At 72.0% G+C, this 15,130-nt stretch carries 13 protein-coding genes, 1 other RNA gene and 4 pseudogenes; 11 read left to right on the forward strand and 7 right to left on the reverse strand.

Annotated features, from left to right (window positions below; translation table 11 throughout):
- Nucleotides 1–13: 13 nt before the first annotated feature.
- The 6 genes and pseudogenes from Q2K21_RS27615 to Q2K21_RS35920 form a co-directional block, all read left to right on the forward strand.
- Nucleotides 14–475 carry a MarR family winged helix-turn-helix transcriptional regulator gene (locus Q2K21_RS27615; protein WP_310776161.1) on the forward strand — a complete coding sequence of 154 codons (462 nt, stop codon included), beginning with the start codon at nt 14–16 and terminating at the stop codon, nt 473–475.
- 382 nt (nt 476–857) lie between these two features.
- On the forward strand, nt 858–1,457 hold the full coding sequence (locus Q2K21_RS27620; RefSeq protein WP_310776163.1) for a hypothetical protein: 600 nt from the start codon (nt 858–860) through the stop codon (nt 1,455–1,457).
- 7 nt (nt 1,458–1,464) lie between these two features.
- Nucleotides 1,465–2,487, forward strand: a complete 1,023-nt coding sequence (locus tag Q2K21_RS27625) for an LLM class flavin-dependent oxidoreductase (protein WP_310776165.1) — start codon at nt 1,465–1,467, stop codon at nt 2,485–2,487.
- Nucleotides 2,488–2,783: 296 nt separating this feature from the next.
- Entirely contained in the window at nt 2,784–3,533 is a 750-nt protein-coding gene (locus Q2K21_RS27630; protein ID WP_310776167.1) for a glucose 1-dehydrogenase, read from the forward strand.
- A gap of 164 nt (nt 3,534–3,697) precedes the next feature.
- Nucleotides 3,698–4,174 carry a MarR family winged helix-turn-helix transcriptional regulator gene (locus Q2K21_RS27635; protein WP_310776169.1) on the forward strand — a complete coding sequence of 159 codons (477 nt, stop codon included), beginning with the start codon at nt 3,698–3,700 and terminating at the stop codon, nt 4,172–4,174.
- 109 nt (nt 4,175–4,283) lie between these two features.
- Nucleotides 4,284–4,382: pseudogene (locus Q2K21_RS35920) on the forward strand (helix-turn-helix domain-containing protein); the annotation flags it as partial.
- A gap of 289 nt (nt 4,383–4,671) precedes the next feature.
- Here Q2K21_RS35920 and rnpB read toward each other — a convergent pair.
- From rnpB to Q2K21_RS27660, 4 genes and pseudogenes are all read right to left on the reverse strand, one after another.
- Nucleotides 4,672–5,074: RNase P RNA component class A (gene rnpB / locus Q2K21_RS27640), an RNA gene on the reverse strand.
- Nucleotides 5,075–5,198: 124 nt separating this feature from the next.
- Nucleotides 5,199–5,978, reverse strand: a pseudogene (locus tag Q2K21_RS35925) (DMT family transporter); the annotation flags it as partial.
- A 19-nt stretch (nt 5,979–5,997) separates the two neighbouring features.
- Complete coding sequence (locus tag Q2K21_RS27655; RefSeq protein ID WP_310776175.1) at nt 5,998–6,828, reverse strand: helix-turn-helix domain-containing protein; 831 nt, start codon at nt 6,826–6,828, stop codon at nt 5,998–6,000.
- A 60-nt stretch (nt 6,829–6,888) separates the two neighbouring features.
- Nucleotides 6,889–7,455: a Uma2 family endonuclease gene (locus tag Q2K21_RS27660; RefSeq protein WP_310776177.1), complete on the reverse strand. Its 567-nt coding sequence runs from the start codon at nt 7,453–7,455 to the stop codon at nt 6,889–6,891.
- 134 nt (nt 7,456–7,589) lie between these two features.
- Between Q2K21_RS27660 and Q2K21_RS27665 the strand changes: the two are divergent.
- The 3 genes and pseudogenes from Q2K21_RS27665 to Q2K21_RS27675 all read left to right on the forward strand — a co-directional run.
- Nucleotides 7,590–8,146 (forward strand): annotated as a pseudogene (locus Q2K21_RS27665) (MerR family transcriptional regulator); the annotation flags it as partial.
- 109 nt (nt 8,147–8,255) lie between these two features.
- Nucleotides 8,256–9,056: a peroxide stress protein YaaA gene (gene yaaA, locus Q2K21_RS27670; RefSeq protein ID WP_310776179.1), complete on the forward strand. Its 801-nt coding sequence runs from the start codon at nt 8,256–8,258 to the stop codon at nt 9,054–9,056.
- Between the two features lie 71 nt (nt 9,057–9,127).
- Nucleotides 9,128–9,793 carry a bifunctional 4-hydroxy-2-oxoglutarate aldolase/2-dehydro-3-deoxy-phosphogluconate aldolase gene (locus Q2K21_RS27675; RefSeq protein ID WP_310776181.1) on the forward strand — a complete coding sequence of 222 codons (666 nt, stop codon included), beginning with the start codon at nt 9,128–9,130 and terminating at the stop codon, nt 9,791–9,793.
- Between the two features lie 52 nt (nt 9,794–9,845).
- Here Q2K21_RS27675 and Q2K21_RS27680 read toward each other — a convergent pair whose 3' ends face one another.
- The 3 genes from Q2K21_RS27680 to Q2K21_RS27690 are packed head-to-tail and all read right to left on the reverse strand — an operon-like array spanning nt 9,846 to nt 12,921.
- Complete coding sequence (locus Q2K21_RS27680) at nt 9,846–11,291, reverse strand: bifunctional RNase H/acid phosphatase (protein ID WP_310776183.1); 1,446 nt, start codon at nt 11,289–11,291, stop codon at nt 9,846–9,848.
- A gap of 32 nt (nt 11,292–11,323) precedes the next feature.
- On the reverse strand, nt 11,324–12,067 hold the full coding sequence (locus Q2K21_RS27685; RefSeq protein ID WP_310781277.1) for a zinc ribbon domain-containing protein: 744 nt from the start codon (nt 12,065–12,067) through the stop codon (nt 11,324–11,326).
- Nucleotides 12,064–12,921, reverse strand: coding sequence for a Nif3-like dinuclear metal center hexameric protein (locus Q2K21_RS27690; protein ID WP_310776185.1), 858 nt, complete (start codon nt 12,919–12,921; stop codon nt 12,064–12,066). The genes Q2K21_RS27685 and Q2K21_RS27690 overlap by 4 nt, the downstream gene beginning before the upstream one ends.
- 365 nt (nt 12,922–13,286) lie before the next feature.
- Between Q2K21_RS27690 and Q2K21_RS27695 the strand changes: the two are divergent.
- Both Q2K21_RS27695 and Q2K21_RS27700 read left to right on the forward strand, forming a co-directional pair.
- Nucleotides 13,287–14,318: pseudogene (locus tag Q2K21_RS27695) on the forward strand (hypothetical protein); the annotation flags it as partial.
- Nucleotides 14,319–14,843: 525 nt separating this feature from the next.
- Nucleotides 14,844–15,011, forward strand: a complete 168-nt coding sequence (locus tag Q2K21_RS27700) for a hypothetical protein (protein ID WP_310776189.1) — start codon at nt 14,844–14,846, stop codon at nt 15,009–15,011.
- The last annotated feature ends 119 nt before the right edge of the window (nt 15,012–15,130 follow it).

A 15,130-nucleotide genomic window follows, 5' to 3' on the forward strand; every position in this document is an offset into this window, starting at 1 on the left:
TGGGGCTATGCCCATGGAGGAAGCACCCCGCTGGCTGAGCCCGGTCGAGGAACGAGCCTGGCGAGGCATGCTGCGCATGCACGACCTGCTGGTCAATCAGGCCGGGCGGACCCTGCAGAGCGAGTTCGGGCTGTCCGCGACCGACTATTCCGTGCTCGCGGAGCTGACCCGCGCGCCCGGCGACCGACTTCGAGTGCTGGAACTCGCGAAGGTGCTCGGGTGGGAGAAGAGCCGTGTGTCGCACCATCTCTCGCGCATGGCCAAGCGCGGCCTGGTCGCCAGGGAGGAGTGCCTCGACGACGGACGCGGGGCGTACATGATGGTGACCGCGGCCGGCCGTGCGGCCCTGGAGAACGCCGCGCCCCAGCACGTGGAGGACGTCCGGCGTCTGTTTCTGGACCACCTCTCGCCCGGCCAGATCACGCTGCTGGCGGAGATCACCGACTCGGTCATCGAGAAGATCGACATCAATTAGCCGGCGCAGCGCGCCCGAGAAGCGATCCGTGGTTTGACTGACGAAGCGCCGACCACCCGACAGTCGAAGGCGGCGGACGACGTGGTCCGCTCACCGCCCCGGGGAACCTCAGGAGACCGGGCAACCCCGCCGGGATCACTCACGTCGCTCGCGCCCTCGCCTCCACGGACTCGTCGGCCGCCCTGCTCTCGCCTCGGCTTCCCCCTGGGCGAGCAGCTCCAGGAAGCCGTCGTCACGCTGCTGCACGGCCTCCCGGCCCCGGCCTTCGAATTCCTGCTGCTGGCCGTGCACGCGGGAACCGATCGGATGGACACCCTGCTGAAGGCGGCCCGGCTCGCCGACGTCCCCGCCGCCGCGCCGGCGTCGGCAGAGTCCGCCGGGCTTGATCGGCGTGGAAGCGGGGCAGCTGCGTTTCCGGCATCCGCTGGTGCCCTCGGCGGTGCACTGGAGCGCCTCCTTCACTCAGCGACGCCGGGTGCACCTCGCCCTGGCCGAGTCGTTCGTCGGCGCCCCCTACGAACGCGCCCCGCACCGCGCGGCCGTCTCCGCGCAACCGGACGAGTCCACGGCCGCCGCGCTGGAAGAAGGCGCGACCGACGACCTCCCGCAGGCCGTCGCCGTCCTGGAGACGGCCGCCGACCTCAGTCCGGCCCGACGGGACCAGATCCGCAGACTGATCAAAGCGGCCCACGCGGCGGCGATGCGCGGACAGACCCCCGTACTGCGCGGCCTCGTCAGACGGATCATCGCCCTGCCGGCGGACGCGGAGCACGCCGCGTCCGCGCGTGCGCTGGAGGCACGGCTCGCCTGTCTCACCGAAGGGGTGCCGGCCCACGCCCTCTCGCTGCTCACCAGCTCGGTGACCGCCAGGCACACACAGTGGCCCGCCGCCCTTCCTGCCACTGCCGACAGCCGTCGTGGCGGAGCGCTCGGCGGGGCCGCCGCCCCGGACGGCGGAATGAACGCGTTCGCCGATTGTTGAAAGCGGCATGAAAAAGATCGGGTTCCTGTCCTTCGGACACTGGACGCCGTCGCCGCACTCGAAGACGCGTTCCGCGTCGGACTCGCTGCTGCAGGCCATCGACCTCGCCGTCGCCGCGGAGGAGCTGGGTGCGGACGGCGCCTACTTCCGCGTCCACCACTTCGCACGACAGCACGCCTCACCGTTCCCGCTCCTCGCCGCCATCGGCGCGCGCACCAGCCGGATCGAGATCGGCACGGGTGTGATCGACATGCGCTACGAGAACCCGCTGTACATGGCGGAGGACGCGGGCGCGGCCGACCTCATCGCGGGGGGTCGGCTCCAGCTCGGCCTCAGCCGGGGCTCACCGGAGCAGGTGATCGACGGCTGGCGCCACTTCGGCTACCGGCCGCCGGAGGGCGGCACCGACGCCGACCTGGCCCGTGCCCACACCGAGGAACTGCTCCAGGCCCTCACCGGGGTGGGGTTCGCGGAGCCGCACCCCAGTCCGATGTTCGCCAACCCGCCGGGGCCGCTGCGCATCGAACCGCACTCTGAGGATCTGCGCGACCGGATCTGGTGGGGTTCCGGCTCGAACGCCACCGCGGTCTGGGCCGCCGGGCTCGGGATGAACATGCAGAGCTCGACCCTCAAGGACGACGAGAGCGGCGAGCCGCTCCACGTCCAGCAGCGCAAGCAGATCGAGGCGTACCACGAGGCATGGCGCGCCGCGGGCCACTCGCGCACGCCCAGGGTGTCGGTCAGCCGCAGCGTCTTCCCGCTCGTCGACGAGCGGGACCGTGCGTACTTCGGCCGGGACCGCGACTCGAAGGACCAGATCGGCTACATCGACGCCGACACCCGCAGCATCTTCGGCCGCTCCTACGCCGCCGAGCCCGATGCGCTCGTCAAGCAGCTGGCCGAGGACGAGGCTGTCGCCGCAGCCGACACGCTGCTGCTGACCGTGCCCAACCAGCTCGGCGTCGACTACAACGCGCATGTCCTCGACAGCATCCTGACGCACGTCGCGCCGGCTCTCGGCTGGCGCTGAGGAACGGAGCCGAGGCGGGCGCCGCCCGGCGAAGCCGCGTCCCACACGGACGCCGGGGACCCGGCGGCGCCTTCGCCCGGCGGCGATTGGAATGCGCCGCCAAACCGCACCAAAAGCGACATCACACCCGTCCAGCCACAGACGCCACGGCGATCATCCCCCGACGTCATCACGCAAGAGCAAGGCAGATGACACTTCAACTTGTTAGTTGACACGTCATCTTCTTGGTTCTAATGTGATTGAACGCAAAACGGACCAGCGGGCGGGCAGGCCGCCACGAACACAGGAGAGACGTCATGGGACAGCTGCACGGCAAGACGGTCGTCATCACCGGTGGCACCAGCGGCATCGGGCTGGCGACGGCCCAGCGCTTCGCGCAAGAGGGCGCCCACGTCTACATCACGGGTCGCCGCAAGGAGGTCCTCGACCAGGCCGCCGAGCAGATCGGCGGCAACGTCACCCCGGTCCAGGCCGACAGCTCCAACCTGGCCGACCTCGACCGCCTGTACGCCACCGTCGCCGAGGCCGGGCACCAGATCGACGTCCTGTTCGCCAACGCGGGCGGCGGCGAGTTCGCCCCCCTCGACCAGGTCACCGAGGAGCACTTCGACAGCACCTTCGACAGCAACGTGAAGGGCACCGTCTTCACCGTGCAGAAGGCGCTCCCCCACCTGGTCGACGGCGCCTCCGTCATCCTCACGGGCTCCATCGCCGGCGTCTCCGGCGACCCGGCCTTCGGTGTCTACGGCGCCTCCAAGGCCGCCATCCGCTCCTTCTCCCGCACGTGGGCCAACGAGCTCAGCGGGCGCGGCATCCGCGTCAACACCATCTCCCCCGGCCCCATCACCACCCCCGGGCTCAACAGTCTCGCCGCGGACGAGGAAGGTGCCGCGCAGCTGCGAGAGACCCTCACCGGCATCGTCCCCCTCGGCCGCATGGGCCAGCCGGAGGAAGTCGCCAACCTTGCGCTGTTCCTCGCCACGGACCAGTCCAGCTTCATCACCGGCACCGAGATCTTCGTCGACGGTGGTGCCAAGCAGGTGTAAAGCGGCCCAACCCCGCGAGGCAACGGGGCCGTGGCACTCCGTCCCGGCCCCGCCGCCTCCCGGCCGTGGGCCCGCCGGCCCACCGCTCAGGCGGCGCGATCGCGGCGCAGGTGCCCGAGGCGCCATGAGGCAAGTAGGTGATGTATCAACTTGATAGGGGGGTCATGACCGCTGAACCACCCCGCTGGCTGACGGGGGTCGAAGAACAGGCCTGGCGGGGCCTGCTGAGTGTGTTCGAGCGCCTCATCACACGTACCGGGCAGCCCCTGCAGACCGAGTACGGACTGTCCGCCGCGGACTACATGATGCTCGCCGAGCTGACCCGTGTGCCCGGCGGCAGGCTCCGCGTCCTGGAGCTCGCCAAGGAACTGGGGTGGGAGAAGAGCAGGGTGTCCCACCACATGGCACGGATGGCGAGGCGCGGTCTGGTCGACCGCGAGACGTGCGCCTACGACCGCCGCGGGGTGTACGTGAGCGTGACACCGGCCGGCTACGAGGTCATGTCGGCGGCGACCCGGCGTCACGCGAACGACGTTCGCCGACTTTTCTTCGACCACCTCACCTCCGCTCAGGTGACCCAACTGGCAGAGATCACCGATACGGTGCTGGACGTTCTCGCGGGGTTGCCCGTCCGCGACTGATGCGCCGGGTCCGCGGTCGTGCAGGTGTCACCGGTGGTCCCCGTCCGCGTCCCGCGCGGACAGGGCGTCCCTGAGAGCCCCGCGAGAGGTGATGCCGAGCTTCGGATAGATGCGGATAGCCCGCCTGGCGGCCGCCGGTCTGTCCAACCGGGAGATCGCCGGCCGACTCCGAATCTCCCCGCGCACCGTCGCCTCGCGCCTGGACGACGCGTTCGCCCGGATGACAGGAGGCGAACCCTGGGACGTCATGCGTCCGGCCATGTCAGCCTTCTACGTGTACGCGCTGGGCGGCACCGTTGGCAGCCGCCTTGACATGTCGCGAGCAATGTCACCCGTCCCGGCCCGGTCAGGGGTCACTGGAGAACTCGCCATCAGTGCTCGGGTTCGGCCAGAGCAGGCCGCCGGGGAGAGCGACACGCTGCCCATGCGCCGTATCCGGGCATTCTGGGTGTCAAATGTGCTCCCGTCCTGCTCTGACCTGCGAGAACGAAGAGCGGCAGACGAGTCGGGCTGTACGCCGGGTTCTGTTCCGAGGGGTCCTCGCGGGCCCCTCGGCGACGGCCATCCATCTAGGACCGGCGTTGCCGCCGGCCTCGTGCGGTCTACCCGCGGACTCGGGCGGGCAGCCCTCGAACGTCCGCGCAGGAGCACCGGGGTGCTCCCTTTTGACCTTGCTCCGGGTGGGGTTTACCTAGCTGCCCAGGTCACCCTGGGCACTGGTGGTCTCTTACACCACCGTTTCACCCTTACCCAGCGCCTGAGCGCCGGGCGGTCTGTTTTCTGTGGCACTGTCCCGCGGGTCACCCCGGGTGGCCGTTAGCCATCACCCTGCCCTGTGGAGCCCGGACGTTCCTCGGGAAGCCCCCTAGGGGGACTCCACGCGGCCGTCCGCCCGGCTCGTCTGCCGTGTCGACCATGGTACCGGGCGTGCGCCGCGCCTCGGTACGGCAGCCGGTCCCGCCGTCGCGAGCACCGAGCCCGCCAGGATCAGGGCGAAGGAGCCGAGGATCCCGGCCGTCAGGCGTTCGTCCAGGAAGAGCGCCCCCGCCGCGACCGCGACCGCCGGATTGACGTACGTGATGACCGTCGCCCGGGTCGGGCCCGCCTCCTTGATCAGCTCCAGGAAGGCCACGAACGCGACGGCCGTGCAGATCACGCCCAGGCCGGCCAGGGCGGCCAGGACCTGCCCGGAGGGTACGGCGGTCGGCCAGGTGGCCGCGGCCGCCGGGGCGTAGACCAGCGCCGCCAGCGCCAGGCAGGATGCCGTGAGCTGGAGGGACGGGACGTTCTTCAGGTGACGGGCGGCTATCAGGGGCGCCGTGGCGTAACCGAGGACCGTCAGCAGTACCTCGGCCAGCGAACGCGCGTCGCCGCCGGTCAGATGCGGGACCGTGAGGACCGCGACGCCGGCCAGGCCGAGGCCGAGCCCGGCCACCCGCCGGACGCCCAGCCGTTCCGTGTCGCCGAAGAAGCGGGCCAGGACCACCCCGACGATCGGTACGCCCGCGATCAGCAGGCCCGCCGTGGAGCTGGACAGATGCCGTTCGGCGTCGGTGAGCGTGAACCAGGGGCCCATGATCTCGATGCACGCGAAGGCCAGCAGGGGCCGCCAGTGGTCCCGCACGGTCCGGGTCAGGCCCCCTTGCCGTAGTGCGAACGGCAGCAGGAGCGCGGCGCCCAGCGCACAGCGCGTGAACACCACCATGGACGGGGACACGGCGTCCACCGCCACCTTGATCATCAGATAGGGGATGCCCCAGATCACTCCCATGAGGGAGAAGAGAAACCAGCCGCGTGCAGTCATGCGGCGAGTGTCGGCCGCGTCAGGCCCAGGTGTCTTGAACGCTGTTGCGGTACGCCGCCGGGGTCACTCCGAGCACCCGCCGGAACCATCGGGTGAGGTGCGCCTGGTCGGCGAAGCCCACGAGGCCCGCGACCTCGGCGGGACGCAGCCCGTTCTCCAGCAGCCCGCGGGCCCGGGTCACCCGGTACTGGGCGAGCCAGGCGTACGGCGGTATCCCCATCGTCGTACGGAAGGCGCGCAGCAGCTGGTAGCGGGACAGGCCCAGGTCGGCGGCGAGGTCGGCGAGGGAGGGCGGGGTGGTCAGCTCGTCGGCGAGGCGGTCGCGGACGGCGTGGGCTATGTGGTCGGCGCCCGCGATCGTGTCGGCGGTCGGGCGGGCCGTGGAGTGGCGGCGGGCGAGGGCGGTGAGCAGCCACGGGAGGCGGGACTCGGCCTCCAGGGGGTCGGGGCAGGCGCTCAGCTCGGTGTGCGCGGCGCACAGGGCGGCGACCAGTTCGGGGTCGTCGAGGAGAGGTTCGCGAAAGTGCGGGAGGCCGCCGAGGATGCCGTCGGCGAGCAGGGAGGGCTCCGCGTACAGGGCACGGTAGGCGTAGCCGTCGGTGGCGGTGGCGGGCGCTCCGGTGTGCATCTCACCGGGGTCGAGGACGACGATGGTGCCCGGGCCGGTACGGATGTGACCGCCGCGGTAGTCGATGACCTCGGAGCCGCCGACGCAGACTCCGATGGTGAACTCGTCGTGCGCGTGGGGAGCGTAGACGTGCTTGTCGAAGCGGGCGGTGAGCAGGTCGAGCGGCGGCCCGCAACGACCGAGCCGCGCCCTGGTCCACAGGGCCTGTTCCCGTGCGCTCACCTTGCACCCCCTTTCGGGGGTGCAACGCCTGGAAGCCCCGGTTTCATACCGCCGTGGCGCTCAGAGGAAGTCGGTCGTCTCCAGTTCGAAGGCGAAGGGCTCCGGGAGAGGGATCGGCTTGCCGTACGGGCGGGTGCAGAGCTGGCGGTAGTCGTCGCTCTCCGGGCCGCTGAACAGTGTGATCGAGGAGGCCTCGCGGTCGACGAGCAGGTAGAGGGGGATGCCGCCGCGGGCGTAGCAGCGGCGTTTGGCCTCGCGGTCGGTCTGTGGCTTCGGGGACGTCACCTCAAGCACCATGGTGACTCCTTCGCAGGGCATCCAGGGGTCGGCCCCCCGGAAGAGCCGCAATTCCTGGGGCACGAATGTGCCGTCCGGGATCACATGGTCCTGCGGGTAACCGTCCGCGCCCCTCAACTTCAGACCCTTGTTCGCGGAGAACTGCATGTCGATCCGGGATCGCCGGTACATCTGGCTCACGATGCGGCTGATGCAGTGTTCGTGGTGCCCGTCCCGCGGGGGTGTCACGACAAGCTCCCCCTCGATGAGCTCCGCCCGGAAGCCCTCCGGGGTGTCCAGGTCGACGAACCAGTCCAACAGGAGCTTCCTCGTGATCGGATCATGTGCCATCGCGGTGCTGCCTCCTCTCCTTCTGTCGCGCGCCAGACTGGGGCAACAACGGATCACTGTCCGGGAAATCGGGAAGCGTTCCCTCGATCGTGCTCTCTTGACCCTGCCGCGACGTCAGCGTTTGTACTGGCCCCATGCGGATCGGAGAACTCGCTGCGGTCGTCGGCGTCACCCCGCGGACCGTGCGGCACTACCACCACCTCGGGCTGCTGCCCGAACCCGAGCGGCTCGCCAACGGCTACCGCGACTACGTCCTGCGGCACGCCGTCGTCCTGGCCAGGATCCGGCGGCTGACCGAGCTGGGCCTCGGTCTCGCGGAGGTGCGGGACGTACTCGCGGACGATGGGGTCGTGACCTCGCGGAGGTGCTCGCGGAGCTGGACGAGGACCTGGCCCGGCAGGAGGCGGCGATCCGCGAGCGGCGGGGGCGGCTGCGTGCGCTGCTGGACGCGGAGGAGCTGCCCGCCGAGGGCCCGGTCTCTCCCGAACTGGCCGCACTGTTCGCCGGGATGACGCGCATCCCCGAGTCCCCCATGGCGGTCAAGGACCGTGAGGTGCTGGCGCTGATCGAGACCGCGGCGGCACCGGAGGACCGGGAGCGGATGATGGAGCTGCTGGGCAGCGCCTTCGAGGAACCGGGCGCGGTGGAGCGCTCAGGGACAGCGATAAGGACCGCGTACGCCCTGCTGGACCGGGTGATGTAGGGCGGGGGTGCGGAGGCGGCACGCCGTAGGCTGTCGCGGGGCTCCACCGGTGGAGCCCCACAGACCCCACAGAGCCCTACAAAAGGAGAAGAACCCCGTGCTGGTCCTGTTGCCGCCCTCCGAAGGCAAGGCCTCCTCCGGTCGCGGTGCACCGCTGAAGCTGGAGACGCTGTCGCTGCCGGGGCTCACCGCCGCGCGGGAGGCCGTGCTCGGCGAGCTGGTCGAGCTGTGTGCCGGCGACGAGGACAAGGCGCGCGAGGTGCTGGGACTCAGCGAGGGACTGCGCGGGGAGGTCGCCAAGAACGCAGGGCTGCGGACGGCGGGGGCGCGGCCCGCCGGCGAGATCTACACCGGCGTGCTGTACGACGCCCTCGACCTTTCCTCACTGGACACGGCGGCCAAGCGGCGCGCGGCCGGGTCTCTGCTGGTCTTCTCCGGGCTGTGGGGCGCGGTCCGGGTGACGGACCGCATCCCCTCGTACCGCTGCTCGATGGGCGTGAAGCTGCCGGGCCTCGGGGCGCTCGGCGCGCACTGGCGTACGCCGATGGCCGCCGCCCTGCCCGAGGCGGCCGGCGACGGGCTGGTGCTGGACCTGCGGTCCTCCGCGTACGCGGCCGCGTGGAAGCCGAAGGGCGAGGTCGCGGGGCGGACGGCGACGGTACGGGTGCTGCACGCGCAGATAGTGAACGGCGTGGAGAAGCGGTCGGTCGTCAGCCACTTCAACAAGGCGACCAAGGGGCGGATCGTTCGCGCCCTGCTGACGACGGGAGCCGCTCCCAAGGACCCGGCGGGGCTGGTCGAGGCGTTGCGTGACCTGGGGTACACGGTGGAGGCCGAAGCGCCGGGCAGGGCGGGGAAGCCATGGTCGCTGGACGTGGTGGTGACGGAGATCCACTGAGTCGGCGGCGGGCGTTGCAACATATGCAATGACCTTTGCGGGTTGTGCATCGCGTGGGCAGGATGATGGTCATGCCCTCATCGCTGCCCAGGTCGTCGTACGCCGCCGCGTCCCGCGTCCCGGTCCTGGATCTCGCGCCCGTCGTCCCCGTCGTGGTCATCGAGGACGCCGACAACGCCGTGCCGCTGGCCCGGGCCCTGGTGGCGGGCGGGCTGCCCGCGATCGAGGTGACGCTGCGGACGGCGGCCGGGCTCGATGCCATCCGGGCGATCGCGGCGGAGGTCGTGGACGCGGTGGTGGGAGCGGGCACGGTCATCACGCCCCGGCAGGTGACCGACTGCGTCGCGGCGGGAGCACGCTTCCTGGTCAGCCCCGGGTGGACGGACGCGCTGCTGGCGGCGATGCAGGCGTCCGGGGTGCCGTTCCTGCCTGGGGTGTCGACGACCTCGGAGGTCGTGGCGCTCCTGGAACGCGGCGTCCGGGAGATGAAGTTCTTCCCGGCGCAGGCGGCGGGCGGCACGGCGTATCTGAAGTCACTGGCCGGACCGCTTCCGCAGGCCCGCTTCTGCCCGACGGGCGGGATCGGTCCGGCGAACGCCCCGGACTATCTGGCACTGCACAACGTCGGCTGCGTGGGAGGGACATGGATGGTTCCGGACGACGCGATCGCGGCGAAGGACTGGACGCGGGTGGAGCGGCTGGCGCGGGAGGCGGCGGGGCTGCGCCACCGCCACTGAGCCGGCGCGGCCGCCGCCTCGGCGCAGCCGTCTTCTCAGCGCAGCCGCCTTCTCAGCGCAGGTGGGACGTGTCGTTGAGGAGGCGGAGGCCGGCGTTGCCGTCCGCGTAGTACGCCACCGCGCTCAGGGAGGCCGCGGACAGCTCCATGCGGAACAGGGCCTCGGGGGGTGCGCCGAGAGCGAGGCGGACGAGGGTCTTGATCGGCGTGACGTGGGAGACGAGCAGGACCGTGCGGCCCGCGTAGGAGGCGAGCAGCTTGTCCCGCGTGGCCGCGACCCGGTGGGCCACGGCCGCGAAGCTTTCGCCGCCGCCGGTGGGTTCGGCCTCCGGGTCGGACAGCCAGGCGTTCATGTCGTCCGGGTGGCGTTCGCGGACCTCGCCGAAGGTAAGGCCCTCCCAGGCGCCGAAGTCGGTCTCGCGCAGCCCGTCCTCGACGCTCACGTCGAGCCCCAGGCGGGCGGCGACGACACCGGCGGTCTCCCGGCAGCGGGCGAGCGGAGAGGAGACGACGGCCTGAATGGTTCCCCGCGCCGCGAGCGCGGCGGCGACGAGCTCGGCCTGGCGCCGGCCGACGCCGGAGAGGGCCGGGTCACTGCCACCGCTCCCGGAGAACCGCTTGAGCGGGGTGAGGGGCGTCTCCCCGTGCCGCAGCAGCACGAAGGTGGTGGGCGTGCCGAGGTCGGGCGGCGCGGAGGCCACGTTACGGGCGGCCCGCACGTCAGCATCCGCCGCCCCGCGGTCACCGGAAGAGGCCTCGGCGTAGGAACCTGCGACGCCGGAAGCGCCCCCGGCCCCGAACTCACCGCGCTCCGCCACTCCGCGGCGGGCTGAGGAGGGTGCGGTGGTTGAAGAAGCGGCGCCGGAGGAGACCGGCGCAGGCGCGGGAGTGGCCGTGTCACGCCCCCGGGCCCCCGCCAAAGCCGCCCGCGCCCGGGCCGCGCCGGCCGCCGCGTCTCCCGGCGGTCGCGGGGGTTCCGGCGCCCCCGCCGGCCCGTACGGCTCCGGCGGCCCCGCCGGCTCGTACCGCTTCGGTGTGCCGAGTCCCGCGTCCGGTTCCGCCTTGGACGTCGCGGGCTCCCACCGCTCACCCCGGCTTCCCGCGTCCATCGCCTCGTTGGCCAGACGGTCCGCGTGCTTGTTCTGTTCGCGCGGGATCCACTCGTAGGTGACCTGCTCGGCGGGGAAGACGGCGGCGGCCTGCATCGCCAGCGGCTTCATGGCCGGGTGCTTGATCTTCCAGCGGCCCGACATCTGTTCCACGACCAGCTTGGAGTCCATGCGGACGTGCACCCGTGCGGTCGGGTCCAGGTTGTGGGCCGCGCGCAGCCCGGCCAGCAGTCCCCGGTACTCGGCGACGTTGTTGGTGGCGGTTCCGATGAACTCGGCCCGTTCCGCCAGCGTCCGGCCCGTCGCCGCGTCGCACACCACGGATCCGTAGCCCGCGGGCCCGGGGTTGCCCCGGGACCCGCCGTCGGCCTCGACGATGAACTCCCGCACGTCGTACGCCTCTTACAGACTCCTACAGGCTCTTACAGACCGGACTCGGACGTACGCACCAGGATGCGGCTGCAGTTCTCGCAGCGGACGACCGTGTCGGGGGCGGCCTTGCGGATCTCGTTCAGCTCGGTGATCGCCAGCTCCTGGCGGCAGCCCTGGCAGGTGCGCTGGTACAGCTTGGCCGCACCGATGCCGCCCTGCTGCCCGCGCAGCTTGTCGTAGAGCCCGAGCAGGTCCCCAGGCACCGAGCCCGCGATGACCTCGCGCTCCTTGGTCACCGACGCGGCCTCGCCGTCGATCTGCTCGAAGGCCGCGTCCCGGCGCGCCGTGGCGTCGTCGATCTTCGACTGGACCGACGCGACCCGCTCGGTCAGCTCGCCGACCCGCTCCTGCGCGGACTCGCGACGCTCCATCACCTCCAGGACCACGTCCTCCAGGTCGCTCTGCCGCTTGGCGAGCGAGGCGATCTCGTGCTGGAGGTTCTCCAGGTCCTTGGGGGACGTGACCGCGCCGGTGTCGAGGCGCTGCTGGTCGCGGGCGGCGCGCCGGCGCACCTGGTCCACGTCCTGCTCCGCCTTGGTCTGCTCACGGGCGCAGTCGCTCTCCTCGGTCTGCGCGGCCACCAGCAGGTCGCGCAGCTGGGTGAGGTCCTTGGTCAGCGACTCGATCTCGGCGTGCTCGGGCAGGGACTTCCGCTTGTGCGCGAGCTGCTGCAGGCGGACGTCGAGTGCCTGGACGTCGAGGAGTCGGATCTGGTCGGCGGGCGCGGCGTTCAGTTGGGGGCTCCCGTTGCGCTAGTGGTGGCGGTGGACGCCGCGTGGGCGGTCCAGGGGTCGGTGACCGTCTTCGAGACGTGGACCCGAAGGTCCCATTCGTGCCGGTCTGAGATCTCGTCGAGCTGGGCGGCGGCCAGCTCGCACCAGGGCCATTCGGTGGCCCAGTGCGCCGCGTCGAGCAGCGCGAGAGGACTGTGGGCGCGGGCCTCCGAAGCCGGGTGGTGGCGCAGGTCCGCGGTGAGGAAGGCGTCGACGCCGGCCGCGCGGACGTCGTCGAAGAGGCTGTCGCCGGAGCCGCCGCTGACGGCGACCGTGCGGACGAGGGCCTCGGGGTCGCCGGCCACGCGGATGCCCTGCGCGGTGGCGGGCAGCCGCTCGGCGGCGCGGGCGGCGAACTCGCGGACGGTCAGCGGGTGGTCCAGCTCGCAGACGCGGCCGAGACCCCGGCGGCCCTCCGGGTCGCTCGGATCCGGTACGAGGGGGCGCACGACGCGCAGGTCGAGCGCGCCGGCGAGGGCGTCCGAGACGCCCGGGTCCGCCCTGTCCGCGTTCGTGTGGGCGACGTGCAGCGCGATGTCGTTCTTGATGAGGGTGTGCACGACACGGCCCTTGAAGGTGGAGGCCGCCACCGTCGTCGTACCGCGCAGATAGAGCGGGTGGTGGGTGACCAGCAGGTCCGCGCCCAGCTTCACCGCCTCGTCGACGATCTCCTGGACGGGGTCGACGGCGAAGAGGACCCGGGAGACCTCCTGGTCGGGGTCGCCCACGACCGTGCCGACCGCGTCCCAGGACTCGGCCCGCTCGGCGGGCCACAGGTTCTCCAGCGCGGCGATGACTTCAGACAGACGGGGCACGGGGAAAAGGCTACCTGCCCCTGGTGCGTGCCCGACCGGTCGCGGGTCATTCGACCAGGCGGAACCCTGGCGGGCGTCGGGCGGAACGCGTCGGGCGGCGGGCAGGACGGGGTCGTACGGCGGGCAGGACGGGGTCCGTGCGGCGGGCAGGACGGGGTCCGTGCGGCGGGCGGAACGCGTCGGGCGGCCGCTCCCGAAGGTGCGGGGGTTGCGTGAGGGTGAGCCATGCGCCCCCTTGTGCAGCACACCCGCCCCGCTTTCCTCAGGCGAACAGCGGGACGAACACCCTTATGTGTGAAGCGGTCGCCCGGGGATGCCACGCCCGTGCGTACGAAACTAGCTTCGTCGCCGGAGGTGACCGAACCATGACGGCCTGTGCCTTCACATCCGCGACGGGCAACGGGAACCATTGGGCGGCCCGGCCCGGATGCGTGATCACCGCGGACGGGTCCTACGCGGCCCGCCTCGCCCTGGACGGTGAGTCCTGGTACCCGGAGCGCTGGACCCTGGACGGCCCCGAACCGTACGCCGTACCGCTGCCCGGCAACCAGCCGGAGGAACCCGGCACCGAAGTACAGCCGATGGCCGACGGGCGGGTGCTGATCCACCGTGTCGCGGACGGGCGGCACACGTTCTCGCTGCTGTACCCGACCGGTCCGGGGACCGGGGAGCTGGCGCTGGGCGCGGTGGAGTTCCGGGAGGAGGGGGCGCGGCTGTCGCTGCTGCCGCCCGCGCCGACGGGGGACCGCGCGTACGCGCTCGCGGTGGACCGGGGGATGACGACGGTGTGGCTGGTGGCGGGCGGGGCGTCCGGGCCCGAGCGGCTGGCCCTGGTGCCGGGCCGGTGCTCGGGCGGGGTGTGGCTGGACCGTACGGGTCGGCTGCTGGCCCTGGACCGCACGCCGGACGGGGGTCCCACGAAGACGGTGGTGGTGGATCTGGCGCGGGGCGGGGAGGTGTCGCCGCTGTTGCAGATCGCGGAGGCGAGCGACGACCGCGTGCTGCTCGCGGACCCGGACAGCGGGCTGCTGCTGATCCGCTCGGACGCGCCGTCGCCGGGCCATGCCCGGCTGGGGTGGGGGGTGCTCGGGAGCACACTGCCGGTGCGTTTTCCGGAGTGCCTGCGGCTGGGCGACTGCGCCGTGACGCCGTTCGCGATCCAGCCGGGGCAGGTACTGACGCCGGAGAGCTGCGCCGTGGCGCTGCGGGTCGACGGCGCGGCGGGCAGCTGGGTCGCGGTGTGGCGCCCGGCCGACCGCCAGGTCCACCATCTCGCGCCGCCCCAGGGGTGGTTGGCGGGCGCGGGGCTGTGGACGCGGGAGGGCGTGCTGCGGCTGCCGTATGCCACGGGGGTGGTGCGGTGCGGGGTGACAAGCGTGGAGGCGCCCGCGCGGACGGACCGTGCCGCGCACGCCGAGGATGCGGGTGAGGGGTCGGAGCCGGAGCGGGCGGACCGGGGCGCGGCGCGACCGGTGCCGTTGCAACAGGCACCGTTGCAACAGGCACCGTTGCAGCAGGCATCGTTGCAGCAGGGGCCGTCCCGGCAGACACCGTCCCAGCAGACACCGCCGCAGCAGGAGCCGTCGCGGCAAGCACCGTCACAGCAGGAGCCGTCGCGGCAGACACCGCCGCACCAGAAGCCGTCACGGCAAGCACCGTCACAGCAGACATCGCCTCAACAGACACCGCTGCGAGCCCGTACCCCGGCGGCGTCCACGGGCGTTTCCCTGAAGCGCCGCCCCCTGGCCACACCGGAGACGAGGCCCCCGGCCACACCGGAGACAAGACCCCTCACCACACCGGAGACGAGACCCCCGGCCCCACCGGAGGAGACGCCCCTGACCCCCGGCCCCGCTGTCGTCGCCGCCCGTTAGAATCGCCCGGTTGTACGAAGGATCATGTTGACGGGGTGAAGACTTCCGATGAGCGACACCAGCACCACCACACTGCCTCCGGCCGCCGCGGATCAGGAGGCCGAGGGTCACGGCCGGCACCGCGGCCAGGTCTCCGCCGAGGCCTCCGGGGCGGCTCCGCACGGTCGGCACCGCAAGCCGTCCGGGCAGGCCGAACAGGCCGGCACCGCGGCCTGACAGCGGCCCACGGGGAGCGCGGAGCGAAACCGGCGGCGTATCGGACTCCGTAGGCCGCCTGCCCGTTGCCGTACGTACCCACACGGCCCCGCCCGTCTCACGACGGGCGGGGCCGTTCT

It is taken from the genome of Streptomyces sp. CGMCC 4.7035 (assembly GCF_031583065.1).
GTDB lineage: Bacteria > Actinomycetota > Actinomycetes > Streptomycetales > Streptomycetaceae > Streptomyces > Streptomyces yaanensis.